The organism is Simiduia litorea (assembly GCF_042853465.1).
GTDB lineage: Bacteria > Pseudomonadota > Gammaproteobacteria > Pseudomonadales > Cellvibrionaceae > Simiduia > Simiduia litorea.
In genome coordinates this window covers 2,329,791-2,354,188 of the sequence record NZ_AP031497.1, presented here as the reverse complement: position 1 = coordinate 2,354,188, position 24,398 = coordinate 2,329,791, and the positions used below count along the sequence as shown (strand labels likewise).

General features: G+C 48.4%; 18 protein-coding genes. 9 read left to right on the top strand and 9 right to left on the bottom strand.

Features of this window, described 5'->3' with window-relative positions:
- Positions 1-3: 3 nt before the first annotated feature.
- Together ACGHTT_RS10475 and ACGHTT_RS10470 are read right to left on the bottom strand one after the other, a co-directional pair.
- Positions 4-945, bottom strand: coding sequence for an ornithine cyclodeaminase family protein (locus tag ACGHTT_RS10475; RefSeq protein WP_390590428.1), 942 nt, complete (start codon positions 943-945; stop codon positions 4-6).
- On the bottom strand, positions 932-2,047 hold the full coding sequence (locus tag ACGHTT_RS10470; RefSeq protein WP_390590427.1) for a M24 family metallopeptidase: 1,116 nt from the start codon (positions 2,045-2,047) through the stop codon (positions 932-934). Before ACGHTT_RS10470 ends, ACGHTT_RS10475 begins: the two co-directional genes overlap by 14 nt.
- A gap of 329 nt (positions 2,048-2,376) precedes the next feature.
- Between ACGHTT_RS10470 and hutC the strand changes: the two genes are divergently transcribed.
- The 5 genes from hutC (at position 2,377) to ACGHTT_RS10445 (ending at position 9,642) form a co-directional block, all read left to right on the top strand.
- On the top strand, positions 2,377-3,084 hold the full coding sequence (gene hutC / locus ACGHTT_RS10465; RefSeq protein ID WP_390590426.1) for a histidine utilization repressor: 708 nt from the start codon (positions 2,377-2,379) through the stop codon (positions 3,082-3,084).
- A gap of 62 nt (positions 3,085-3,146) precedes the next feature.
- Positions 3,147-4,823: a urocanate hydratase gene (gene hutU / locus ACGHTT_RS10460; protein WP_390590425.1), complete on the top strand. Its 1,677-nt coding sequence runs from the start codon at positions 3,147-3,149 to the stop codon at positions 4,821-4,823.
- A gap of 57 nt (positions 4,824-4,880) precedes the next feature.
- Positions 4,881-6,416: a histidine ammonia-lyase gene (gene hutH, locus ACGHTT_RS10455; RefSeq protein ID WP_390590424.1), complete on the top strand. Its 1,536-nt coding sequence runs from the start codon at positions 4,881-4,883 to the stop codon at positions 6,414-6,416.
- 137 nt (positions 6,417-6,553) lie between these two features.
- The gene (locus ACGHTT_RS10450) at positions 6,554-7,921 is read left to right on the top strand and encodes a serine hydrolase domain-containing protein (RefSeq protein ID WP_390590423.1); all 1,368 of its coding nucleotides are present in this window, start codon (positions 6,554-6,556) and stop codon (positions 7,919-7,921) included.
- 212 nt (positions 7,922-8,133) lie between these two features.
- On the top strand, positions 8,134-9,642 hold the full coding sequence (locus tag ACGHTT_RS10445) for a type VI secretion system contractile sheath domain-containing protein (RefSeq protein WP_390590422.1): 1,509 nt from the start codon (positions 8,134-8,136) through the stop codon (positions 9,640-9,642).
- A 57-nt stretch (positions 9,643-9,699) separates the two neighbouring features.
- Here ACGHTT_RS10445 and ACGHTT_RS10440 read toward each other — a convergent pair whose 3' ends face one another.
- Entirely contained in the window at positions 9,700-10,869 is a 1,170-nt protein-coding gene (locus tag ACGHTT_RS10440; RefSeq protein ID WP_390590421.1) for a mechanosensitive ion channel family protein, read from the bottom strand.
- A 325-nt stretch (positions 10,870-11,194) separates the two neighbouring features.
- Here ACGHTT_RS10440 and ACGHTT_RS10435 point away from each other — a divergent pair, with 325 nt between their 5' ends.
- The gene (locus tag ACGHTT_RS10435; RefSeq protein WP_390590420.1) at positions 11,195-12,799 is read left to right on the top strand and encodes an ABC-F family ATPase; all 1,605 of its coding nucleotides are present in this window, start codon (positions 11,195-11,197) and stop codon (positions 12,797-12,799) included.
- Positions 12,800-12,916: 117 nt separating this feature from the next.
- Here ACGHTT_RS10435 and ACGHTT_RS10430 read toward each other — a convergent pair whose 3' ends face one another.
- Positions 12,917-13,780: a PA4780 family RIO1-like protein kinase gene (locus tag ACGHTT_RS10430; protein WP_390590419.1), complete on the bottom strand. Its 864-nt coding sequence runs from the start codon at positions 13,778-13,780 to the stop codon at positions 12,917-12,919.
- A gap of 101 nt (positions 13,781-13,881) precedes the next feature.
- Positions 13,882-16,752: a DUF748 domain-containing protein gene (locus tag ACGHTT_RS10425; protein WP_390590418.1), complete on the bottom strand. Its 2,871-nt coding sequence runs from the start codon at positions 16,750-16,752 to the stop codon at positions 13,882-13,884.
- A 202-nt stretch (positions 16,753-16,954) separates the two neighbouring features.
- Between ACGHTT_RS10425 and ACGHTT_RS10420 the strand changes: the two genes are divergently transcribed.
- The gene (locus ACGHTT_RS10420; protein ID WP_390590417.1) at positions 16,955-18,202 is read left to right on the top strand and encodes a TIGR03862 family flavoprotein; all 1,248 of its coding nucleotides are present in this window, start codon (positions 16,955-16,957) and stop codon (positions 18,200-18,202) included.
- A 37-nt stretch (positions 18,203-18,239) separates the two neighbouring features.
- On the top strand, positions 18,240-18,785 hold the full coding sequence (locus tag ACGHTT_RS10415; protein ID WP_390590416.1) for an ATP-dependent zinc protease: 546 nt from the start codon (positions 18,240-18,242) through the stop codon (positions 18,783-18,785).
- A 55-nt stretch (positions 18,786-18,840) separates the two neighbouring features.
- Here the strand turns inward: ACGHTT_RS10415 and ACGHTT_RS10410 are convergent, their stop codons facing one another.
- Entirely contained in the window at positions 18,841-20,580 is a 1,740-nt protein-coding gene (locus ACGHTT_RS10410; protein WP_390590415.1) for a DUF885 domain-containing protein, read from the bottom strand.
- Positions 20,581-20,738: 158 nt separating this feature from the next.
- On the opposite strand from ACGHTT_RS10410, the gene ACGHTT_RS10405 reads away from it, so the two are divergent.
- Complete coding sequence (locus ACGHTT_RS10405; protein WP_390590414.1) at positions 20,739-22,349, top strand: FAD-dependent oxidoreductase; 1,611 nt, start codon at positions 20,739-20,741, stop codon at positions 22,347-22,349.
- 18 nt (positions 22,350-22,367) lie between these two features.
- Here ACGHTT_RS10405 and ACGHTT_RS10400 read toward each other — a convergent pair whose 3' ends face one another.
- The 3 genes from ACGHTT_RS10400 to ACGHTT_RS10390 all read right to left on the bottom strand — a co-directional run bounded on the left by ACGHTT_RS10400 (position 22,368) and on the right by ACGHTT_RS10390 (position 24,362).
- Positions 22,368-23,174: a spermidine synthase gene (locus tag ACGHTT_RS10400; RefSeq protein ID WP_390590413.1), complete on the bottom strand. Its 807-nt coding sequence runs from the start codon at positions 23,172-23,174 to the stop codon at positions 22,368-22,370.
- Between the two features lie 218 nt (positions 23,175-23,392).
- Complete coding sequence (locus ACGHTT_RS10395) at positions 23,393-23,953, bottom strand: hypothetical protein (protein WP_390590412.1); 561 nt, start codon at positions 23,951-23,953, stop codon at positions 23,393-23,395.
- An 82-nt stretch (positions 23,954-24,035) separates the two neighbouring features.
- The gene (locus tag ACGHTT_RS10390) at positions 24,036-24,362 is read right to left on the bottom strand and encodes a hypothetical protein (RefSeq protein ID WP_390590411.1); all 327 of its coding nucleotides are present in this window, start codon (positions 24,360-24,362) and stop codon (positions 24,036-24,038) included.
- Between the last annotated feature and the right edge of the window lie 36 nt (positions 24,363-24,398).

Genomic DNA, 24,398 nt, shown 5'->3' with positions numbered 1-24,398 from the left:
CCACTATTTAAGGGTTTCGAGCACGTGTTGCGCGGCTAGAAGATCGCTAATTGCTGTGCCAACACTTTTAAACAGGGTGATAGCACTTAATGACTGCCTACCTGCAATGGATTTGTTGCAGAGTTGTCCCAGCTCACCGTGAATGGCGTTTTGGTTAAATACGCCTTCTTGAATGGGAATCAGAAGTTCACCGGCTTCATTTAATACATTTATTTTGCTATCGACAAAAACTTGGGCTTTTGTGATGAGTTCTGAGTCACATTCGCGTTGGTCTGTATTGTGATTGCCGAGTAGGTCAACATGAGTCCCGGGTGATACCCAGTTGCCGTATAAAATGGGCGTAGGGCTGGCAGTGGCTGCTACGATGATATCGCTGTCCTGTGCGGCCAGTTTTACATCGAGTTGGACGCTGAAATTAACCGCGTGAAATTGTTGACTTAATTCAGCTGCTAGTCTTTGTGCTTTGTGTAAGTTACGACCCCAAATAATCACTGAGTCTATCGGACGAACACTGAGATGTGCCGCTATCAAATGGGGCGCTAGATTACCCGTACCCAATAACAGTAGGCGCGTAGCGTCTGGATTAGAGAGGTAGCGCGACGCCAGGGCTGATACGGCCGCCGTGCGCCAGTGAGTTAAGCTTGCTCCTTCCAGTAGCGCGATGGGTTCACCATGACTTCTATTAAATAACAGTATGTTGGCGTGTAAAGCGGATTTATTATGCGTGTAGTTGCTGGGAAAATAAGTAAAAGCTTTTACCGCTAAGTAGTCTTCACTCCAAGCCGGTAGAACAGCGAAGGCATCTTTGTTTTCTGTGCCTGCATTTAAATTGAAGACTTGCCGTTTGGGCATCTCAAATGGACGCGCAAACCCACGATCAAGATGGTTAATCAAGTCAGGGTAATTTAGGGCTTTATGTATCTGTTCGGCACTAATGATTTTCATGAGGCAACCTATATTGTTTCGGCGCTTGGGTCAGTATTTCTATCCCGTGTTCAGTGATCAGTACGTCGTCCTCAAAGCGGGCACCGCCAAAATTGGGTACATAGAGGCCAGGCTCGATCGTGACGACAAAGTCCCGCGATAAGGGCTCAACACATTGCGGACCTATATGGGGTTGTTCGTGCAAAAATAGCCCTAGGCCATGACCTAAGCCCGGACCTGCGTACTGAGAAAATTCGGATTCGGCTAATGTTGCTTTTGCTATAGCGTTTGCTGCACAGGCTTCAATGCCCGGGTAGAGACAATCTAGGGCGGCTTGTTGCGCACTTAATACTGTTTGCATCAATGCTAGCTGTTTATCGCTAGCGCGGCCGTAGATGTAACTGCGTGTCATGTCGGATTTGTAGCCGTTAACTACGGCGCCAAAATCGATGGTGATAAAGTCTCCATCGGCCAGCCTCCGTTGACTTGGCATGCCATGGGGTAAGGCTGTGTTTTCTCCGAAAACGGCGATGGTGGGGAAAGCAATTGTCTCTGAACCTAAGCGCGCCAGTTGATGCTCTAACGCATTGGCAAAATCTTTTTCTGTGATGCCAATTTTTAATGTGCTTAAGGCGAGAGCTAGAGCATTGTCGCCAATTTTCGCGGCTTGTCGAATTTGTTCAATTTCCCAGAGCTCTTTTCGTTTTCGTATTTCTTCGACGCAGCTATTTAATGGCGTACAGTGATAATTACCCAAATCCAAGGCAATCATTTGCCATTGGGCTACGGACACTTTATCGCTTTCAAATGAGACAGTGGTTAGATGAAATTCTTTACAGAGTGCGGCCAAACACTGACCTAGGCTCTGGGTATCTCTATTGCGCTCGATGACCTGAGTGAGTTGACATTCCGTTATTGCCTGCTGGACAAATCGATAGTCGGTGATCAAATAACAATAATCTAGGGTAAATAGAAGGCAGGCGGCTTCACCCGTATAGCCGGTCAAATAGCGTAAATTTTCTGATGAAAAAACGACATAGGCAGAAAGGTTCCTCGATTGAAGTTGAGCTCTCAGTTGTTGTTGTCGGCGTTGGATCGACGGAAGTGGGATTACTTTGGTCATCGAGTAATGAAACCTGCTATTTATTAATCTTGTCGGGCGGTAGCGCTGCTAAATCGAGAGCCATTGGTTTTGCCGAGCGTTAGGTTGGGGTAACCCACTCGCGCGCCCCTTTTGTTGCAGCTGTCTGCAGGTAATTCAACGAGGCTGTTACTCGCAGCAGCCTACCTATTCGAACGCTTCATCTGGGTGTCGCGCGCATTATTTGCTGACCCTCGTACAGTATATTGTATACACAATATCTTTTGCCTTCAACGTCCTAAGCTAAAGGGTGGTATAAATTGCTTGTATATACTTGTATATACAAGTTTGCAGGTTTAGTATGGTTCGCCATGAATCAGCCCCGTTATTTGACAATTAAGCAGGCTTTGTTGCGCCGCATTGACGCCGGTGAGCTTTGTGCTGGCGATCGCGTTGCATCGGAGAACGAGCTGGCAGCGGAGTTTTCGGTGAGCCGCATGACAGCGCGCCGAGCCCTCGATGTGTTGTCTGAGGATGGTGTATTAGTTCGCTCTCAAGGCTTAGGCACCTTTGTCGCGGATGAGCGGCCGAACAGCAATTTGGTGGAAATTCGCAACATTGCCGATGAGATTCACGAGCGTGGACACGTCTACCGCTCGCAAGTTTTAGCCTTGAACGTCGTACTCGCTGGCAAAAAGCAAGCTCGGCAACTCGGCGTGGTGGATGAGGCAGAACTCTATTTTTCGCGCCTATTACACTTTGAAAACGACATGCCATTGCAGCTCGAAGAGCGTTGGGTCAACCCACATTTTGCTCCCGGTTATTTAGAACAGCCTTTCGGTGTCGACGATTTAACGCCTAGCCTTTTTCTTAATAGAATGGCGCCTCTGACTGAAGCCGATCATTTAATCGAAGCCGTTGCGTCCACAGATTTTTTAACCCATATTTTACAGCTAACCGATGGCGAACCTTGTTTGAAGGTTAGTCGGCGCACATTTTCGAGCCTTGGAGTCGTGAGTTACACCCATCTATACCACCCAGGTAAACGATTCCGTTTAGGTGGTCATATTAATTATTAGTTTCCGGTCTCGAAGCCATCACGAGTGTGCTTCATGACTTTCTATTGCAGAGGAGCCATACCATGGCAGAGCAAAATCCCCGTATTGATAATACCCGTGTTATTCGCGCCGCGCGCGGTACGCAATTAACCGCAAAAAGTTGGCTCACTGAGGCTCCTTTGCGGATGTTGATGAACAATTTAGATCCGGAGGTTGCCGAACATCCTCAAGCGTTGGTGGTATACGGTGGCATTGGTCGGGCTGCACGTAATTGGGCCTGCTATGACCGTATTGTCGAAACCTTGACGCGTTTGGAAGCCGACGAAACCTTGCTTATTCAAAGCGGTAAGCCGGTGGGTGTTTTTAAAACCCATGAAAACGCACCTCGAGTTTTATTGGCAAATTCAAACCTCGTTCCCCATTGGGCGACGTGGGAACATTTCAACGAGCTCGATAAAAAGGGCTTGATGATGTATGGGCAGATGACGGCGGGCTCTTGGATTTACATTGGCTCGCAAGGCATAGTGCAGGGCACTTATGAGACCTTTGTCAGCGTCGCGAAAAAACATTTCGCTGGCAGCGCCAAAGGCCGTTGGGTGTTAACCGGTGGCTTAGGTGGTATGGGTGGTGCCCAGCCCTTGGCGGCAACTATGGCTGGCTTTTCAATGTTGGCGGTAGAGGTGGATGAATCCCGTATCGACTTCAGATTAAAGACCGGTTATGTGGATAAAAAGGCAACCACGCTCGATCAAGCGCTTGGTATGCTGGCGGCGGCTAAGGCTGAGGGTAAAGCCGTTTCTGTCGGGCTTTTGGGCAATGCCGCAGATATTTTTCCAGAGCTTGCCAAGCGCGATATCACGCCCGATGTGGTGACTGATCAAACCTCGGCGCACGATCCGCTCAACGGTTATCTACCCAAAGGTTGGACGCTCGAGCAGGCGCAAATTGAGCGTGCAAGGGATGAGGCCGCGGTGGTTAAAGCGGCTAAACAATCGATGGCAATACAAGTGCAAGCGATGTTGGATTTGCAGGCCGCGGGCGCAGCCACCTTGGATTACGGCAACAACATTCGCCAGATGGCGTTGGAAGAGGGTGTTGCTAATGCTTTCGATTTTCCTGGTTTTGTGCCCGCCTACATTCGCCCCTTGTTTTGCGAAGGCATTGGGCCTTTCCGTTGGGTGGCGTTATCCGGTGATCCAGAAGATATTTATAAAACCGATCAGAAAGTTAAAGAGCTGATACCCGACGATAAGCATTTGCACAATTGGTTGGATATGGCGCGCGAGCGCATTCAATTTCAAGGCTTGCCGGCGCGTATTTGTTGGGTCGGCCTAAAAGACCGCGCGCGCTTGGGGCAGGCATTTAACGCCATGGTCGCCAGCGGCGAACTAAAAGCGCCGGTCGTTATCGGTCGAGATCATTTGGATAGCGGTTCGGTGGCATCGCCCAATCGTGAAACAGAAGCGATGCAAGATGGTAGTGATGCAGTTTCCGATTGGCCGTTACTGAATGCGCTGTTAAACACTGCGGGTGGTGCCACGTGGGTAAGCTTGCATCACGGCGGCGGTGTGGGTATGGGCTTTAGTCAGCACTCCGGTGTGGTCATTGTTTGTGATGGTAGTCAGGCCGCACACGAGCGGGTAGGGCGAGTATTGCGTAATGATCCTGGTACTGGGGTCATGCGCCATGCCGATGCCGGTTACGATATTGCCATTCAATGCGCGCAAGAGCAGGGGCTAGATTTGCCCATGTTGAAATAGTCTTGGCATGACTCTGATAACACACGACTTCCTAACAATTCTATTTGAGATTTCAATATGGACCATTTTGAAATAAAACCTGGCGAACTCAGTTACAAAGATTTATTCAAAATACACGCACATCCGCATCAGTTTTCTTTGCACCCCGATTGTGAAGTCGGCATTAATGCGTCGGCGGCCGTGGTGAAAAAAGTCATTGATGACAACCGCGTGGTTTATGGCATTAACACGGGTTTCGGTTTGCTTGCCAATACCCGCATCAAACCCGAGGAATTGGAAGAGCTTCAGCGCTCCATCGTGTTAAGCCACGCCGCGGGCATTGGTAAAACCATGAAAAATGCCACCGTGCGATTGCTTATGGTGTTAAAAATTAACGCCTTAGCACGTGGTTTTTCCGGTATTCGGCTAGAGGTTATTCAAGCGTTAATCACCTTGTTAAACCACGAGATTTACCCCTGTATACCGTTAAAAGGTTCAGTAGGTGCCTCCGGTGACTTGGCGCCTCTGGCGCATATGAGTTGTGTATTATTGGGTGAGGGCGAAGCCTTTTATAAAAAGGAAAAAGTATCGGCAAAAACGGCACTGCGCATTGCGGGGTTGAAGCCGCTTGTGTTAGCGCCAAAGGAAGGTTTGGCGTTGCTGAACGGTACACAAGCGTCTACTGCCCTGGCATTAGAGGGGTTGTTTTACTCAGAAAACTTGTTGGCTTCCGCGACTGTCATTGGCGCACTGTGTGTTGAAGCGGCTAAGGGTTCGCGCAAACCCTTTGATGAGCGGATTCATTTAGCGCGCGGCCACCAATCGCAAATTGATATGGCGTTGGCCTATCGCTCGCTTTTAGATCATTCGCAAATCGAACATAGCCATATCGATTGCGAAAAAGTACAGGACCCTTATTCACTGCGTTGTCAGCCTCAGGTTATGGGTGCCTGTCTACAGCAAATGCGCAATGCTCGAGATATCATTGTCACTGAGGCAAATGCGGTTTCCGATAACCCATTGGTATTTGTTGAAGCTGATATAGCCAATAGCGACATTATTTCCGGTGGTAATTTTCATGCTGAGCCTATAGCCATGGCCGCTGATAATTTGGCCTTGGCGATAGCGGAAATTGGCTCTTTGTCTGAACGACGCATGGCCTTGTTAATCGATAGTAAACTGTCGGGTTTGCCGCCTTTTCTGGTTAATAATGGCGGGGTTAATTCAGGCTTTATGATTGCGCAGGTGACATCGGCGGCGCTTGCTAGCGAGAATAAATCCTTAGCACATCCAGCCAGTGTTGATTCACTTCCAACCTCTGCCAACCAAGAAGATCATGTCTCCATGGCGACCTTTGCCGCCAGGCGATTAAAAGATATGAGTGAGAACACCGTGGGCATCTTGGCGGTTGAATGGTTGGCGGTTTGCCAAGGCCTCGATTTTCTCGATGGTTTAACCACATCTGGTCCCTTGGAGCAAGCGCGTGCGGAACTGCGCGCCCATGTGCCTTTTTACGATAAAGATCGTTTCTTTGCGCCGGATATTGAAAGAGCCGCTGAACTTATCGGTTTGGGTGTTTTGAAAACCTTGGTTGATAAAATCATTCGATTGTAAAAAACTTTAACCTTCACAGGTAAAACCCGCCCAGTGCGGGTTTTTTTATGGCTGACAGGTCGGTGGCTTTTAGCTGGCGTGCATTGTCTTGTCATTGTTTGACTGGTAGCCTTCGTGCCTACTCTGTGAGGTACATTATGTCGAAAAAAGTTCTGACGAAAAAAGTTGCGCTGTCCCTGTTATCGTTAGTGGTTAGTCTACTACTTGCAGGCGTGTTCTGGCTTGGCCCTGCTTATATTATCGCAGCGCCCAGCGTGGCGACCGGTATGGGTGCGAAGCTTGCCTGCTCGTCTAAATATGTTAGCGGGCTCACAGAGCAACAGGCCAAGAATGATTTAACCAGTTATTCACCTATTTTGGCTGAACTCGCTGTGCACTTTGACGATCAAACGCAAACTGTTGTCACCTCATTTTATGGGTTCAGCGCCAGTGCTAGTTTTCATCCTGGCCTTGGTTGTGCTATTGATTTCGCTGGTACCGATGCGCGCCAAGGGGTGGTAGTTCCCGCGTTGGTTTCTGCCCCCGGGGAGTGGCCTCTTGGTTCGAAGGTGAACACTATTGACCCGGATTTGCAGGCAGTTTTAGATCAAATATTGAGCGCCGATAACGCTGCGGGTTTAGAGTCCCGCGCGTTATTGTTAGTGCAGGGCGACCGAATTGTTGCCGAAAGTTATGCGCCCGGTATAGGCCCGCAATCCCAATTATTGGGTTGGTCTATGGGCAAAAGTGTTACGGCTATTGCCATTGGTCGGTTGCTTTATGAAGATCGGTTAAGACTCGATGAGACAGATCTATTTAGTGAGTGGCGCAATGATGAACGTAAACATATTGCTGTAAAAGACTTGTTGACGATGACCGATGGCTTGGATTTTGATGAAATCTACGCACCGGGGAAGGATGTTACTCGCATGCTTTTTACCGAGCCCAATGCGGCCAGCTTCGCCTTGCAAAGCTCGGCGCTGCACGAGCCTGGATCGCATTTTAATTATTCATCCGGTAGCGCCAATATTCTCTCCGCTTTGGTGCAACAGCGCAGTGGAGCAAGTTTGCAGGGCAATGTAAGCTTCCTAGACGCGTCTTTATATAAACCATTAGGCTTAACACACGCGCTATTCGAAAGCGATGCGGGTGGCACACTTGTGGGCAGCTCCTACTTTTACGCCAGCGCGCGCGATTGGGCACGCCTTGGTTTGCTTATGCTCAATAAAGGTGAAATAAACGGCCAGCGCTTGCTCACCCGCGAATTTGTCGAAATGGCATCCAGCCCTAATGCATCGAGTAATGAGAAGGCCTATGGCTTTCAGTTTTGGCTGAATGCGGGTGATGCTTCACTGCGTTGGCCAAATGTGCCTAAGGACGCCTACGCCGCGATGGGAAATCGATCGCAAATTGTCATGATTATGCCGTCTGATAGCTTGGTGTTTGTCCGCTTGGGCTGGACTAACGGTGAATACCCCACCGATGCAAATATTGCCAAAGTTGTTGCTGCGGCGCGAAAAAACTAGCTTCGCCGAAATACGGCTTAGACGTCGAGGCGGCTAACGGGTTCCTTGGTACCACTTTAGCTTCCTGTAATCTGGTCTAGTCACCTGCTGCTCGTCTAATCACGGGTTTTAAGCGCTAGATTGAATCGCTAATACGATTTCTATTTTTTTCGGTGAAGCTGCAGTTTAGACTCGTGTTCTACCTAGATTAATTACTATTGAGAGGGATCTTTATGTCGCGCGCGCGTATTTCTACCGGTGGCGTGGTGTTTGGTGCCGGCGCCTCACCGGAATCGGACCATACAAGCTACCAGCAAGACGACAGTGGCCAACCTATGCACATGCTTTTTGTCGGCGATTTTAGCGGTAGAGCAAGCCGTTCAGTTGAGGACGTTCAGAGCCTACAAGAGCGAAAGATTTTTGAGATCAACCGCGATAATTTCGATGACGTATTTTCCCGCTTGGCTGTCGAGCTACACTTGCCCAGTTGTACCGATCCTATTCGCTTCGATGAGCTGGACGATTTACACCCCGATTTGCTCTATAAGCAGCTACCGCTATTTGAGCGTTTGCGCGACCTCAAACGCCGATTATTGATGCCTTCAACGTTTGCCGCTGCGGCCAGTGACATGTTAGACCAAGGGCTTGTGTCCACCACAGCGGATACGCCGACCGGTGTAGAGATACCGGCAGACTTGTTTGAATCTGTGTTGGCTCATCCATCGACTGTTGACGGTACCCAATCAGTGGACGCGCTAATCAACAGCATTGTCGCGCCCTTTATTCAGCCCAAGGCAGATCCTCGCGCTGAAGAGCTTGTGAAGAGTGTTGATTTGGCGACCGCTAAAGCCTTGCGCACAGTTATGCATACGGGTGCATTTCAAAAACTTGAAGCGAATTGGCGTAGCCTCTATTGGCTGTGCCGCAATATCGAAACCGGTCGTAACTTAAAGCTGTTTTTATTGGATGCCACAGTGGCGGAACTGCGTAGTGATTTCGCGGCTTGTTTGGATATTTCCGACGCTAATTTATATCAGCGCATTGTCAGTCAATATCAGGTACCTGGCAGCGTTGGTTTTTCCGTCATTGTGAGCGATGTGACGCTCGAAGATAAGGCGGAAGACATTCCCGTTGCGGCGGGATTGTCGGCCATTGCTGTCAGTTCCGATGCGATTGCATTGATAAGCGGCAGTGAAAAAATTGCCGGTTGTTTCAGTTTGGCTGACACCCCTGATACAGAAGACTGGTCTTATGATGTTGATTCTGAATTCCAAGAACTTTGGCAAATGCTTCGGGAAGAACCGCAGAGTGAATGCTTGCTGGTCGCCGCACCGCGCTTTTTGTTGCGGCTTCCCTATGGGGTAAAAACTAAACCAATCGACAGTTTTCCTTTTGACGAGCTGGGAGAACAGGGCGAGCATAAATATTACTTATGGGCGCAGGGTGCCTACCTTGCCAGTTATCTAATTGCCAAAACCTTCGAACAACATTTTTGGGACTTAACATCGGCCGTTTGCCAGCAAGCGGAGGATTTGCCCCAGCCGATTTATACCGACTGTGATGGTGATAGCCAAGCTAAGGCGTGCGCTGAGATTTATATGACCGATAAAACGGCAGCGGCACTTCTTGCTGCTGGGTTATGTCCACTTCGCTCGGTCAAAAATCAAGCCGCTGTTTTGGTACCGCGCTTGGTCTCTTTGGCAGACACAGAGGCCTTGGTGTTAACTGCCATATCCGCTTAAATAGCGTGGCGCCAGTGCTTTTAACGCTGGCTCTGCCTTATCTTTTGAGGCCTTAATCTAGGGTAAGTTGGCTGCACCCGCCGCTGGCCATTGTTTAATGTAAACATCTTGTTTTGCGTAGGGTATTTCTACACCGTGGCTGTTAAACATTTTGTAAATGGTCATGTGCAATTCGTGAGCAATGCGGCCGCGATCTTCCGGCTTGCTAATCCAGCACATGAGGTTGAAATCTAAGCTGGAGGCACCAAAGCCGCGCAACCTGACTTTTGGCGCTGGATCTTGGCAAATTTCTGCATGTTCAGTGCCTGCCTTCATCAATAGTTCTGACACTAGGTCAACATCGGAACCGTAAGCAACGCCAACCACTATGCGGATGCGAATATTCTGTGGGCCGCCGCTTTCGTTGATGATTTTTGCATTGGCGATAACGCCATTCGGAATGGTAATTTCCACGTCGTCGCGGGTGAGCAGGCGTGTACTGCGCAAGCCAATAGCGCAGACTTTGCCCCGTTCGCCAGAATCTAAATTAATATAGTCACCTATTTTATAGGGTGCGTCGGCGACAATAAAAAATCCGGAGAAGAGGTTGGCGAGGGTGTCCTTGGCGGCAAAACCAATGGCAAGGCCTGCAATCCCAGCCGATGCTAACCAGCCAATGGGATTGATGCCCCAGATCATCAATAGGCAATAACTGCCGATCATAATGATCAACAGCTTTGTGGTGAGATCAAATAGCGGCACAGTACGAGTGTCAATTAATCTAAAGCGGCTGGCGGCGCTGAGTGCCTCTAATACCAGTGACGACGCTTTAATCATGGCGCTCATCCAGCTGGCGACAATGATTGAAATAAGTAGTTTGATTAAGGTTTCGCCACCCATGGGCAGTTGGGCAACAGCGACGGCCAAGGCCAAGCCGAAATAGAGCACCGTGATAAACACAGGTTTTCGTAAGAGATTCAAAATATCGTCGTCGACAGTGGTTGTGGTTAAACCCGTTAATTTTCCAAGTGCTCGGACGATTAAGCTGCGCAAGGTAATCGCTAGAATATAAAATACTACGGCAATGACTAAAGACGCTACGAAGGGGTAATTAACCAGAACTAACCATGCCGCTTGTAAAGATTCGGGTAGCCAACTGTCCAGTTGATTCAGTTGTTCGGTGAGGGTATTCGTCATCTCGACAGGAGTTTCGGTTGCGATGGTTTGAGTAGCGTCTGTTTCTTGCATAATGAGGTTGCTCTAAATGGGCTCGGGGTCTACAGCTGTTCCGGTGTAACTGTTAACTGTACGCGCTGCGGCGTGGCCTATGACCAACACCAGTTTTACACGAAAACCTTCATTTGTCAGTTTGCCAAAATCATTGGTTCGGATGGTTTGGTGGGGCTCCAATGGCCGATAACCAGCCGCGAGCAAACCGCAGGTTAGGTTAAATAATAGCCAGAATGGCTCGACTTTCGGGCCTTAACTCTCTATAGTGCGCCCCCTTTATTTGCCTCTTAAACGGTGCCCATTTGGCCCTCGGCCGAGTTGTTGAGCCCCTAGGATATGCCCTTTGATTTCTACTGCTAATATCACCATGCAATTTGGCGCTGAGCCATTGTTTGAAAACATCTCGGCCAAATTTGGTAACGGCAACCGCTATGGCCTGATTGGCGCCAATGGCTGTGGCAAATCTACCTTTATGAAGATCCTCAGCGGTGCATTAACACCCACCTCCGGCAATGTGTCCATTACCCCCGGTAATACCGTGGGAGTATTGAGTCAGGATCAATTCGCCTTTGAGGAATATAGCGTTGTCGATGCGGTCATTATGGGGGATACCCGGCTATGGCAGGTTAAGCAGGCACGTGATGCTATTTATTCGAAAGCCGACATGACCGAAGAAGATGGCATGGCCGTGGCTGAACTGGAAGTTGAATTCGCTGAAATGGATGGCTATAGCGCCGAGAGTCGAGCCGGTGAAATTTTGCTGCAGGCCGGTATTGAAGAGGAGTATCACTTTGGTTTGATGAAGCAAGTTGCGCCGGGTTGGAAACTGCGGGTTCTGTTGGCCCAAGCCCTGTTTGCCAACCCAGATATTTTGCTTTTAGATGAGCCCACTAACAACCTGGACATTCACACCATTGGTTGGTTGGAAAATGTGCTTAAAGAGCGCAAGTGCACCATGATCATTATTTCTCATGATCGCCACTTTTTGAACGCCGTTTGCACCCACATGGCTGATATCGATTACGGGGAATTGCGCGTTTACCCGGGTAATTACGAATACTTTATGGCGGCATCTAGCCTGATTCGAGAACAATTGTTGACCGAAAATGCGAAGAAAAGTGCTGAGATTGACGAGCTTCAAGCCTTCGTCAATCGCTTTGGTGCCAACGCATCTAAAGCCAAACAAGCGAGCTCACGCGCCAAGAAAATGGATAAAATAGTATTGGATGAAGTGAAGGCGTCAAGCCGTTTGACGCCGTCCATCAGCTTAAAACAGTGTAAAAAATTACATCGTCAAGCGTTAATCCTCGAGGATTTAAAGCATGGCTTTGACGATGAGGTGTTATTTAAAGACGGCAATTTGATTTTAGAAGCAGGCGCAAAGCTAGCTGTTATTGGTGAAAATGGATCAGGTAAAACCACGCTTCTTCGCTGTTTAATGAACGAGCTTCAGGCTCAGGCGGGCGTTATCAAATGGTCAGAAAACGCCATTGTTGGCTATTGCCCACAAGACAGCACGGCAGATTTCGATAGTGATTTAACCATTTTTGAATGGATGTCCCAGTGGCGTACGCCTAAACATGATGATCTTCAGGTGCGCGGCATGTTGGGGCGCTTGCTGTTTACCGCAGACGACACTAATAAAAAAGCTCGGGTCTGTTCAGGCGGTGAAAAAAATCGCTTGTTATTTGGTAAGTTAATGATGATGGATACCAATGTGCTCATTATGGACGAACCCACTAACCATCTCGATATGGAGGCGATCGAGGCGCTCAATAACGCCTTAAAACTCTATGATGGCACGCTCATTTTTGTCAGTCATGACCGAGAATTTGTGTCAAGTCTGGCGACTCGGGTTATAGAAATAAAAGACCAAACGCTGATTGATTTTCAGGGTACTTACGATGAGTATTTGGCGAGTCAGGCGTTGTTGGAGCAAGTGGCTTAAGCGCAGGCGACTTGCTTACAAGACGCTTACTTAAAAACGGCCACGTTTAGACTCTAGCGATAAAAAAAGCGTCAATTTCGGCGCTTTTTTTGTGTGTCAGTGTTTGCGAAATTTTCGCTAGTCAAATACACCATCGTCGGCAGCACGTTTACGTTCCTTTCGACTTTCTTCTTCCTCTTTGGCATCCTCGATAATGCGCAGCATGGTTGCAATATCTGCTTCAACGGCAACCTTGTTGTATTTTCCTGTCAGCTTGCTATCCGGGTGCAAATTGCCGTGTTCGTACAAATCCCAAATTTCTTCGGCGTAGTGGGTGACCAACAAGCCACGATTGTACTGACCAAAATAAGCCGTCATGTTGTTGACGTCTCGGGTGAGCATCATTTTGGCGTTGTTGTTGCCGGCTGCATTCACCGCTTGCGGTAAATCAATGACCACAGGGCCCTCGGGTTCCACTAAGACGTTGAACTCAGAGAGATCGCCGTGTACCAGGCCGGCACAGAGCATTCTGACAATTTCCACCATCATGATGCCATGAAATTCTTCCGCCGTATCAGCATCGAATGCGACATCATCGAGCCTAGGTGCTGGATCACCTTCTTCATCGGTAATTAAATCCATCAGCAATACGCCATCGACAAAACCGTGCGGTGTTGGGACGCGAACACCGGCTTCGGCGCAGCGGTACAAGGCATCCACTTCAGCACTTAACCAAGAGCTTTCTTGCTCCTTCTGGCCATAGCGGCTTTTTTTACCCATGGCTCGGGCACGCCGGCTATTGCGCGTGGTGCGGCCTTCTTGATAGGCCGCAGCCTGTTTAAAGCTACGTTTATTTGCTTCCTTATACACCTTGGCGCAACGCAATTGCTCACCACAGCGCACGACGAATACTTGCGCCTCTTTGCCGCTCATGAGTTGGAACATGACTTCATCGATAAGGCCGTCATCGACGAGGGGTTGCAGGCGTTTCGGTACTTTCATGGGCGATAAGGCGATCCTATGGGTTGGGCTGGCATGTTAACCGAAATGGGGCTAGCGCGTCATGGCATTTAACGCAGTGCCGATCCGGTTTAGCCTAAGTGTTACTCAATACTAAATTTTGCTCTTGCCTTGGTGCAGTTCGGCTTTTTTTTGCATTGCAGTGTACTGGATTGAATAAATACCCGTTGGGCATCTAAATTGAGCTGGGTTAGCAGATACTGTTTTACTGCCACTGATCGTGCATTGGCAAGCTGCTCGAGCTCTGCGATAGGTTGCGCTTGTTGCGTTAATAGTCGCGCTTGCAGGAGCTCGTTTGACAGCTTGTTTAGATCCGCTGTGTTTTGTTGCGCTAGCAACGTTATGGCTATTCGGCTCCAATCCGTATTTTGCTCGTCAATATCAGCGGGGGAGAGGCCTTGCTCTCGGTATTTTATATTCAGCGCCTGCTGTTTAAAGGGGACTGACTCAACGGCAAGATTTACTTCGCCAGTTATGCCTAGGCGTAATTGGGGGCGCTGCTCCAGTGCAAGTTTTAAATCGGCAAGACGTGTTTTTGCGGTATCGGTTAACAGTACTTGCAGCGGCTCAAACCGTATTTCACCTAAGTCTTCTTCGCTGTCTACGAGGGAGGCCAATAAATTGAAGGGTGCGGTAACGACCTTCATAATACTATTGCGCACGGCTGACCACAGAATTGCGCCAATATCAAAAGAAGGGTCGTCTGTGGTGCCAGTAACGGGAACTTGTAGGTCGACTACGCCATGTTCATCGGTCAGCAGGGCCAAGGCAAGGCGTAGGGGTATATCCACCAGGCGACGCGAGTCTATGCGCTCGCCCAACGTGAGTTGATCTAGCGTTACGCGGTTATTTCCGACAATGCGCTTGTCTTCAAGTTGATAATCTAAACCGACGTTAAGCAATCCTTTTTCGATTTTCCAGCCAGTGAAGGTTGTGGAGTAGGGGTTGAAAAGACCGAGGTCGATGGCAGTAAAGTTGAGCGCAAGGTTCATTGCAGGGTCGGTTAAGAATGGCTTTGCGTTGCCCGCCAGCGTAACGGGCGCATAGCCGTCAACTTGGCCTTTGAGATCGACGCTGAGTGCTTGCTGGGATTGGCTGCTAATGTTGAGCACCTGGCCGCTGAATGATTGAATGCGGGTGCTGAAAGTAGAGAGTGGTGTTTCATCGGTAAATTTTACCGCAGCGTTGTGTACATTAACGGCGTCAATTTGCCATTGGTAGGGGTGGGCCGTGGCAGGTTTTTCTATCGCTTTTTCGATTTGACTGCTATCACCTGCTATTAAGTGATTCAAATTAGTACTGCCATCTGCGGCTATGGCAATTTCTGTTTCCAGGTTTTTTATATCAATATTTTTTATACCTAGTGAGCGCTGGCGTGGGTCTATGTCGATAGTCGGAATGATTAATTGTTCTACGCTCGCTATCGTTGCTTTTTTATGGTCAATGGCGCTGAATTTGTCGATGCTTAACGCCGCTCTAATCTGGCTCGGCTCCGAGTTTTCAATAGTAACTTGTAGGGTCGTGTTGAGTTCGCCTGAGGCTAGCTCGGCATTGACTTGCCGGGCAATAATTGGGTTGGCCCAGATCAAGGGCAGCTTTTCTATCCTTACATTCATGTGAGCTGATTGGGTTATTGCGAGGAGCGATCCTTCCAACGCTAGCTGGGCAGTATTATCCAGCGTAAGCCTAGCGTTGACCTGTGCTTCAGTTTCACTATTGCTGAGATTTTGTATCACAAGGTTAATTGGAGATGCGTTAATGGTTCGGTGATCTAACTCTGGCACTAACCAATTTACGCTGGCGTTAATGACCTTAGATTTGTCGATAAATACTTGCCAGGTATTCTCTGTTTCGCTGGTGCTCTGGGCTTCGTCGAGGTTGTTACCCGAGCGCGCCTTGTTCTCGGTGGCGGCAGTTATTGTGAACATATCGGCTAGGCCAAGTCGCGCGCTCTCATGCCAGCTGGAGAGTTGAAGTTTATGTAAGTTTAAGGCTTTAATTGATGCGCTCTTGTCTCGACTGTTTACTTGTGTGATGTCTGCATCAAAGCGTTGCCAGCCTAGGTTGCTCGGCGTTTGACCGGCTAGCGTGCTAGCGGACGTTTGTGTTAAGTCGACGTTTTCGAGGGCTGCCTGGGTTTCACTAATTTGCCATTTAAGTGCTTTTTTCCAGTCCAGTTCGTAGTGACCTTGGATTGAGAATGTGCCGCTATTGAGGGTGAAATTTAATTTCGGCTCCAGAAACTGCCAAATGGGGAGTAGTTGGAATTGTGTTAACGAAAACTGCCCCCATGTTTTTGATCCCGATGCCGAGATGTCGCCTCGCCACTCCAGCACTCCACCTTGCGCGCTTTCGGCGCGCAGGTGGTAGCCGTCGCCTTGTTCATTTAGGGTGGAAAAATCTCGCAAGGTAAAGTGGAAATCTTTCAGCCCTGCGTTAAACGGTTTTTGCCTATGGCTTTCGCAGTATTGCAGCAACTTTGCGTTCAACTCGAATTCACCGACCCAGACTCTGGGCAGGGTAAAGCTCGCTTCGTTTTGGGTTTGCTCAGGTGCCGAATTACGCGCTGAATGTTCGATGATATCGGAAAAGTTAAAGCGATCCTCTGCCAGCTTTTCTGGTTTTAGGGTTAGGCCGAGTAGGCGTATTTCATCGACGCCTATGGCACCGTGCCAGAGGCTTTGCAACAGGGAAGGGTTTATGACTAACCTATCCATCGCCCACAGCGTGCTGCCGTCGGGGTTGGTATCTCGCAATCCGTAGGCAAACAGGGATAGAGTAAACGGATTGAAGCCAACTAGTTGGTAGTCCAGTTGTCTGCCGGTCAGTTGCTGATAGACACTGGTTAGCGCCATATTTAGTGCTGGGAAAATCAGCATGAGGCTAATGGCGACATAAGTTAGGTAGGCGAGGACGATTTTACGGCCGATTGCGGTAAGTTTTACCTTATCCATGGTACTGCGGGTCCCTAAATCATTGCGTCAAAAGGGTATGTTAGGGCAGGCACCTCTTGTGTGCTAGTGCCGAGCGCCAGCAAATGAATCAAAATACAGCAATGCGTTTTTTACTGTGCCAAAATTGTCGGATGGCACTTGGCCAGATTACCCGCTTTAGGTTAGTCTGCACGCCATTGAAAAAGCCAAGGTTGAACACGTTTTGAGCCGTCACCCTATTGCTGAATTTGCCCCTGATGCCGTGGTGATCGGCGGTGGTCCGGCGGGGCTCATGGCAGCCGAGCGATTATTGGACGCTGGCGCTTCCGTCGCCCTGTACGACGCCATGCCGTCCGTGGGGCGGAAGTTTCTGCTGGCCGGCGTGGGAGGTATGAATATCACCAAAGCTGAGCCTTCGGATCTCTTCAATAGTCATTATTACGAGGCGCAAACTGCCCTCGGACCGATGTTAAAGGCTTTTGATGCCGACACGTTGCGGCATTGGGTGCATCAATTAGGCATTAATACCTTCGTCGGTAGCTCCGGCAGGGTATTTCCTACGGAAATGAAAGCGGCGCCTTTGTTGCGGGCTTGGTTGCAGCGCTTAAAACGGGCGGGGTTAAAGCTGTTTACTCGCCATCAGTGGTTGGGTTGGCAGGGCAGCAGTCTCGTTTTCGACGCGCCAGAGGGTCGAATACGTATTAAGCCCAAGGTGGTTGTATTGGCGCTGGGCGGCGCCAGTTGGTCGCGCTTGGGCTCAACGGGCAGCTGGCTGCCATGGCTTGAACAGCAGAGTGTGGCTGTAGAACCGTTAAAACCAGCAAATTGTGGTTTTAGTAGAGGCTGGACCGAACGTTTTACTGGCGCAGGCTGTCCCATAAAGGCAGTTAGCGCTTGGGTAAGCGACCTCGATGCTCGCAAACCGATTCGGGGCGAGCTGCTGCTCACTGAGGATGGTGTCGAGGGTAGTTTGGTCTATCGGCTATCGGCTCAGCTACGCGAGCAGTTATCGAAACTAGGTCACGCGACGCTTTATTTGGATTTGCTCCCCGATAAATCCCTGCAAGATATCCTAGCCGTGTTTAAACGCGCGCCTAAAGGTAAAACCTTGTCGAAGCTATTATCGAGTAACTTGGGCTTTAGCGGCGCTAAAAAACAGCTGTTATTTGAATGTGTCGACAAGCGTGAATGGTGTAACCCCTTGCTGATGGCGGCGCATATTAAGCGCTTGAGCATCAAGCTTGCGGCTATGCGGCCGATGGATGAAGCTATTAGCTGTGCCGGTGGTGTTAGGTTTAGCGCCTTGGATGAAAATTTGATGTTGACCGCTATGCCCGGTGTGTTCTGTGCCGGTGAGATGTTGGATTGGGAGGCGCCAACTGGCGGTTATTTATTAACGGCCTGTTTTGCCACAGGGCGTTGGGCTGGTGATGGTGCCGCGCGGTATTTACTCAGCACTAAGGCCTGCTAATTGTTTTTTTATGTTTAATTTTATCAATAGGTGTTCTGTGAATATTCAACAGATTTCTTTGTGTTTGCTGTTAAGTGTTTTACTGTTTACTGATATCGCGCAGGCAAATGAAAAGTCGCCGAAAATGGTGTTGGGTTGGCTGGAATCTACCCGGCTGATGTCATCTGGTATGCGCATTAAAACCAAGCTCGACCCTGGGGCTAAGACATCCTCGATGCAAGCGACAAATCTAAAATATATCACCCGTGGTAAGGATACCTTCGTGGCGTTTGACTTCACCGATGAGAATTTGGATACAGGTAAATCCGAAACCCATCGCTTGGAAGGGAAATTGGTGCGCGAGGTGGTGATAAAACGTCACGGCGCAAAAAATGTTACCCGGCCTGTTGTGGCGATGGAGTTTTGTTTGTATCACCAAGTTTATAAAGCTGAATTTAGCTTGGCTAATCGAGGCAAGTTTAATTACTCAATACTGCTCGGCCGTTCTTTCTTATCTAAAGTAGCGCTAGTGGACTCGTCAGAGATATTTTTGAGTAAACCTTACTGTGAAGGTAATACATTCATTCAGGATGCACTGGAGTAATGTAGAATAAAAAGAGCTGGCAGGGCCAGCTCTTTTTGTCTTATTGCTTAACTTGTTACAAATATTTTGGGATGAATTGCTCGTTTACGGCTTTTTCCATGAGGCTAGGTGGAATGAGTCCTTGGCTTAAGACAAAATTATTGAAAGCTAAGCGATCGAACTTGTCTGCCAGTACTAACTCCGCGCCGGCTCTAATTTCTAGTAGCCGCGAATAGCCGTAAAAATAGCTGCCTGCCTGACCGGGCATGCGCAAGGTGTAGCGATCGACTTCCTGTTTCGCCATTGCTTTGGAAAGCCCAACGTCATTGAGCAGAATATCGTAGGCTTGATCAGGTGTTGCTAAACCGAGGTTTAACATGGGGTCCAACATGGCGCGGGCGTTGCGCAGCAAACGGTGTTGTAAGCCAATAAGTTGACCTTTGAGCGGGTGGAAAGGTAATACTTCGGCCTCGGCGTAAAGTGCCCAACCCTCAACGTTAACACTGTTAAATGCGTAGTACACCCGCGCCAAAGACACGCCTTGCTCGAGCATGGCAGAAAATTGTAGCTCGTGACCTGGGCGACCTTCATGTGCACTTAAGGTGTAGGCGACCGCATCAAAATTAAAGTCATTGTAGGCCGCGTCGCCGGTAAGCGCTGGATTGCCTGTTGTTAAAACGAACTGACCTTGCTCGCCAGTATTGCCTATAAACGGTGGTGGTAACATGTGCGGTGCAGGGCTTGCCGCGGATTCGGCTTCGCTACCTAAGCGCATTATCATATCGCGCTTTGGTAGGTCTACGATGCCGTGTTTGGTAATGGCCGCTTCCAGCTGTTTATTGATATCGCGATAATGCTTCTCGATTTTGCGGTTACTAATCGAGTCCTTTTTGAGTGCTTTGATGACAGACCGGTAATCGTTTGCCTTAATTTTTTCAGCTCTAGCGACTTGCGGTGCCAGCGCTTGCATGTTTGCCCGAGTCTCCATAAATGCAGCTTTTGCACGTTGGATTAATAACTCAGGCGCGATATCTATACCCATTTGCCGAAGTTTTAACGCGTAAATGTCAGCGGGTAGTCGGTAATCGGTTCGCGTCTTCGGTATGACGTTGGTGTTGACCCAGTTTGAGTATGCTGTGAGCTGCTGCTCTAGCAAGTCTAGATTTTCAGTGGCTTGAGCCAAGTTGTGATCAGCGAAGAGTTCGCGCAGACCTTTGATGAGTGTTGGGGTGCGATCGAGCGCTTGTTGCACCTTTTCTTTTGCTGGCCCCATCAACGCTGAATTGCTTATTGCCTTGTCAAATTCAGCTTGTGCCTGCAAGGAAAGGGCCTCTTGGTCGGCTTTACCCACATAGCAGGCTAAACGGTTTAATGCAGCTTCCTGGCGGCTCCTTGGCATCTGCTCATCGAGTAGCGCCGACAAGCCTTGGAACACGGTTTGAGCTACATCTGTCCAAGGTAGGAAGTATTTTTTGTCTAGGCGATCATCCTCAAGCGTGAGTTCGATGTCCTGTATTAGTATGGCTAAATCTTGTTTTACTGGCTCGCTGGTTTCAGTTGTAAGTGCTTTTTCTAATTGTGTTTTTTGTAGCTTGAGCGCATTTAAGTAATCTGTTTGCGCGTTTGTGGTGATGTTGGCACATTGACTATCAAACTCAGCCATGCCAACAAAACTACCCATTTCTGGGTGAAATTTACCGTCAATGGCAATCTGGCTATGTGTGTAATTATTGCTTGTTTCTATCCAGTTATCAGCATGGCTCAGTAGTGGTGCTACGAACAGGCAGCTGCTGATGATGAGTTTGTGCATTGTCATATTGGTTTCCCCCTATGGTGACCGCCGGAGTATAGGAAAAGGGGGCGTCTCTAAACAATAGAATCGCGATCAGGCGCTAGGCTCATACGATCAAACAAGCAAGCGCTAGAAAGCCGTGTCATACTAGAAAATGCGAAACTTTATAAAGGAGAAGGTTTTTGATCCCTAGAGAGCAGGTTTGGCGCCAGTTAAAAACATCCGACGCTTGGGATATTGTTGTCGTTGGTGGTGGCATTACCGGTGCCGGTGTTGCACTTGCCGCAGCACGCCAAGGTTTGCGGGTGCTTTTGTTGGAGCAGCAGGATTATGCGTGGGGCACCTCCAGTCGATCCTCAAAAATGGTACATGGCGGGTTGCGTTATCTTGCACAGGGGGATGTTAATCTAACGAGGCATTCTTTGCAGGAGCGAGAGTATTTGATCGACGCCTTGCCTGGCCTAGTTGAGCCTATGGGGTATTATTATCTATTAAGTAAAAAAGCGCCGCCGCGTTTCGCCGTTAAAATTCTTCTTTCTCTATACGACTGGTTTGCGGGTGTTAACAACCATAAGTATGTGAGCAAACAGGATCTATGTACGTCAGTATCGGGTTTGAATGTCGCGCAGGTGAGTGGAGCCTATTATTACACTGATGCTGTGACAGACGATAGCAGGCTGGTGCAGCGAGTAATTGGCGAGGCCATGTTAGCCGGCGCGCAATGTCTAAATTATGCAAAAGTGGTCAATTTCGAGACCGTAAAAGACAGTGACGACACGGTAGTCACAATTGATGTTGTAGATCAACACACGGGCGCTGCGCTGATCATTCGCGCAGCGGTGCTGATCAACGCTACGGGTGCTTGGGCTGATAGGCTTCGTAACAAAGTAAACCCCGAGGTGCGGGTTAGGCCGCAACGAGGCAGTCATATTTTGGTGAGTCGTGAGCGGTTGGCGGTGGACGCAGCGCTGACATTGATGCATCCCGTGGATGGACGTTATCACTTTATCTACCCTTGGGACGGTAAAACGGTTATTGGTACAACAGACCTCGATCATAAAACAGATCTTGATCAAGAGGCTTGTTTGAATGCTGAGGAACAAGGCTACCTATTACGAGCCGCTAATGACGCATTCCCCGATGCCAATCTCACCAGCGCCGATATTATTTCTACCTGGTCCGGCGTTCGCCCTATTATTGCCTCTGATAATGCAAAAGATCCCTCTAAGGAGCGCCGCGATCATGCCGTTTGGGTTGATGGTTCGCTGGTGACGGTCAGTGGTGGAAAATTAACAACCTTCCGTTTGATTGCGTTAGATGTACTCTTGGCGGTGGCGAAAATTTCGGAAAAATTGCGCGCCAAAATAAACCCAAACAATGTGAAAGACACCTTTTTTAAAACGCTTTCGGTTTTGACTCCCGAGTTGCAGGCCCATGGCGCCAACTTGGCTGTGCATTATCTTGCTCGCTATGGTGATAGCGCTAAACAGATGGTTGAGTCTTGTTTGGATGAGTGTCGTCAAAATGAACTGACGCCGTTATTATCTACACATTATAGTTTGGCTGACTTGCGGTGGGCGTTGCGTTTTGAGCAGGTTGAGCATATAGATGATCTTTTGCTGCGCAGAACGCATCTCGGTTTATTACTTCCGCGTGGTGCAGAGCAGTTGTTCTCGGAGATAAAGATTTTGTGCCAGCAAGAGTTGGCTTGGGACGAAGATAAATGGCAGTGGGAAGTGGATCGTTATCAGGCAATTGTGAATAAATATTATAGCCGTGTTACACACAGCTAGCTTGTCTTAGGTGGTTTGTTATAAATTATAAAAATCTTGGTGATTCTGTAATTGTTTGAATTCTTTTAACAGTGGAGCGTCTAGCGTTTCACCCAGCGCTTTTACTTGACTAGCGTAAGCCGCTAGTGGTTTGTCAAGCTTTTTTTTGCCCGCTAAAATCACGTGATTGAGCGAATCTATACTAGCAATTAAAATAGTCTCAAAATGTGAATTTAGCGTAGTGAAACATTGATCGTTAAAGGCGGGTAGCTGAGTATAGTTAATGGCTAGCCAGCCGCTGTCGGTTAGTAGGTTGGCGCAGTGTTCTAGGTAACGTGTGGTCTTTTGCGAAATGTCCATGCCATGGGCCATATAAATATCTGAAAATATCAAATCGAATCGAGCTCGGCTCTGGCCAGCAATATAACGTTGCGCGTTATCACAGAGGATGCTTGTCTTGGCCTGTGGAGGGTAAAATGCCTCCGTTAAAAAATATTGCTCTGCGATACGTTTAACACCAGGTCTTAATTCAATGGCTGTTTGTTTGGTGTCAGGGTTGGCTTTTTGGCAGGCTCGTAACAGAGCGCCGCCACCAAGACCAAGGTGCAAAATGTTTTGTGCCTTGTGAAACGCTAGACAAATAAGCATAGCGCGAATGTAGCGGTGCATGGGTTTACTGGGCGTGTTAATTGCCATGGTGCTTTGTTCAAAGCGCTCGTCAAAGCTCAGGACCCTAAGGCCTTTATTTTCAAAGACGAAAACGTCGCCGTAGTCATCTTTGGTGTGAAACAGTGGCTTTGACGAAAAGGTGTTTAATGCGTGGCGAATTTTGTTGGCAATATCCATTGTCTATAATGTCCATTTTCGTATTCTGCATCCAATAGCTCGGTATTGGTCGCTGTCTGATCCGTGATTACGTTGATAATGATAGTATGTATTTCAGAGGTGATAAATCTTTTATTGCTGAAAAGCAAAAGCCCCATCGATGATGGGGCTTTTGCTTTTTAAGTTATCTCTGTTAGCTTAATTTCTCGGAGTGTAAATTTACCTTGTCGATATTTACGTTAATGTACGTGCAGCTCTTTAAACAGTTCAGCAAAGTTTGGTTTGCTTCGTAACTGTATCGGAGCGTTTATTTTTCTGGCTAGATTTTCTGCGTTAATGACGCCTCGGATGGTGTTGGTATGGTTGTCAATCACTAAACAGTGTTGCAACCCTTCGGTCGCCAAGGTGTTGAGTACATGTCCGATAGTACTTTTCTTAACCTCGTCATAATCCAGCGCATTTTGTGCTTCTATCGGTGTCATGATGTCGACAACAGCGAGTGAATCTAGATCGTAGCCTTCGGCTTTTTTGATCATTTGACTTTGCAGAGACACCTGATTGTAGCTAAGTGTGCCAATTAGCTGGTCGGCATCATCTAACACTAACTTAAAGTGCACGTGCGCTCGTTGCATGATCAAGGCAGCGTCCTTTGCAAGGGTGCCACCTTCAATAAGCAAGGGTGCAGATACGTGAAAATCGTGCATCACACTGATCGCAGGAGAGGTGAGCAATAGTTGCGAGGTATTTGGTGAAGCGATATTTAGTGGTTGTTTTAGATTGAACAAACTTAACGTTTTCATAGGGTTATCCTAGTTATAGACATAGCAAGGCTTACATCTGCGTAGATGTATGCGGCTCGGAGGTAGTTGCTGTTTTGAATAGCTAGGAAATGTGTGGTGGTGCGCGAATGCTGAGTGAATAGCTGCGGTTGCTAGCGTTTTGAGGGTGTGTATTAGAAGGCTTGTCGGCTTGTCGATTGCTGTCGCAGGGTAAGGTTGTACTGTTATCAGCCCAAGGCTGATCATCTTGCGTTTGAGGGCTCGGTGCTTGGCAGGTTGAAACTTCTAGGTTCCAGGATTTTACCTGTTTATTTTGGCTAAACGCTTGGTTGGTGAGCGAAGTGACAAATAGCAGTGTTAGCGCAATGGCGCTAGCAACATGAATGAGCCTAGATATAAAAATCTGAGTTTGATGTTTGGGTGCGTTCATAAACGCCGCTGAACCTCGAGCGAATTATCCTAATAG

Bases quoted from the DNA above. Each gene is read 5' to 3' on its own strand.
- ACGHTT_RS10470 (WP_390590427.1), bottom strand. From the start codon at position 2,047: ATGACCAAAGTAATCCCACTTCCGTCGATCCAACGCCGACAACAACAA.
- hutH (WP_390590424.1), top strand. From the start codon at position 4,881: ATGGACCATTTTGAAATAAAACCTGGCGAACTCAGTTACAAAGATTTA.
- hutU (WP_390590425.1), top strand. From the start codon at position 3,147: ATGGCAGAGCAAAATCCCCGTATTGATAATACCCGTGTTATTCGCGCC.
- ACGHTT_RS10400 (WP_390590413.1), bottom strand. From the start codon at position 23,174: ATGGATATTGCCAACAAAATTCGCCACGCATTAAACACCTTTTCGTCA.
- ACGHTT_RS10425 (WP_390590418.1), bottom strand. From the start codon at position 16,752: ATGGATAAGGTAAAACTTACCGCAATCGGCCGTAAAATCGTCCTCGCC.
- ACGHTT_RS10390 (WP_390590411.1), bottom strand. From the start codon at position 24,362: ATGAACGCACCCAAACATCAAACTCAGATTTTTATATCTAGGCTCATT.
- ACGHTT_RS10410 (WP_390590415.1), bottom strand. From the start codon at position 20,580: ATGACAATGCACAAACTCATCATCAGCAGCTGCCTGTTCGTAGCACCA.
- hutC (WP_390590426.1), top strand. From the start codon at position 2,377: ATGAATCAGCCCCGTTATTTGACAATTAAGCAGGCTTTGTTGCGCCGC.
- ACGHTT_RS10395 (WP_390590412.1), bottom strand. From the start codon at position 23,953: ATGAAAACGTTAAGTTTGTTCAATCTAAAACAACCACTAAATATCGCT.
- ACGHTT_RS10440 (WP_390590421.1), bottom strand. From the start codon at position 10,869: ATGCAAGAAACAGACGCTACTCAAACCATCGCAACCGAAACTCCTGTC.
- ACGHTT_RS10450 (WP_390590423.1), top strand. From the start codon at position 6,554: ATGTCGAAAAAAGTTCTGACGAAAAAAGTTGCGCTGTCCCTGTTATCG.
- ACGHTT_RS10430 (WP_390590419.1), bottom strand. From the start codon at position 13,780: ATGAAAGTACCGAAACGCCTGCAACCCCTCGTCGATGACGGCCTTATC.
- ACGHTT_RS10445 (WP_390590422.1), top strand. From the start codon at position 8,134: ATGTCGCGCGCGCGTATTTCTACCGGTGGCGTGGTGTTTGGTGCCGGC.
- ACGHTT_RS10475 (WP_390590428.1), bottom strand. From the start codon at position 945: ATGAAAATCATTAGTGCCGAACAGATACATAAAGCCCTAAATTACCCT.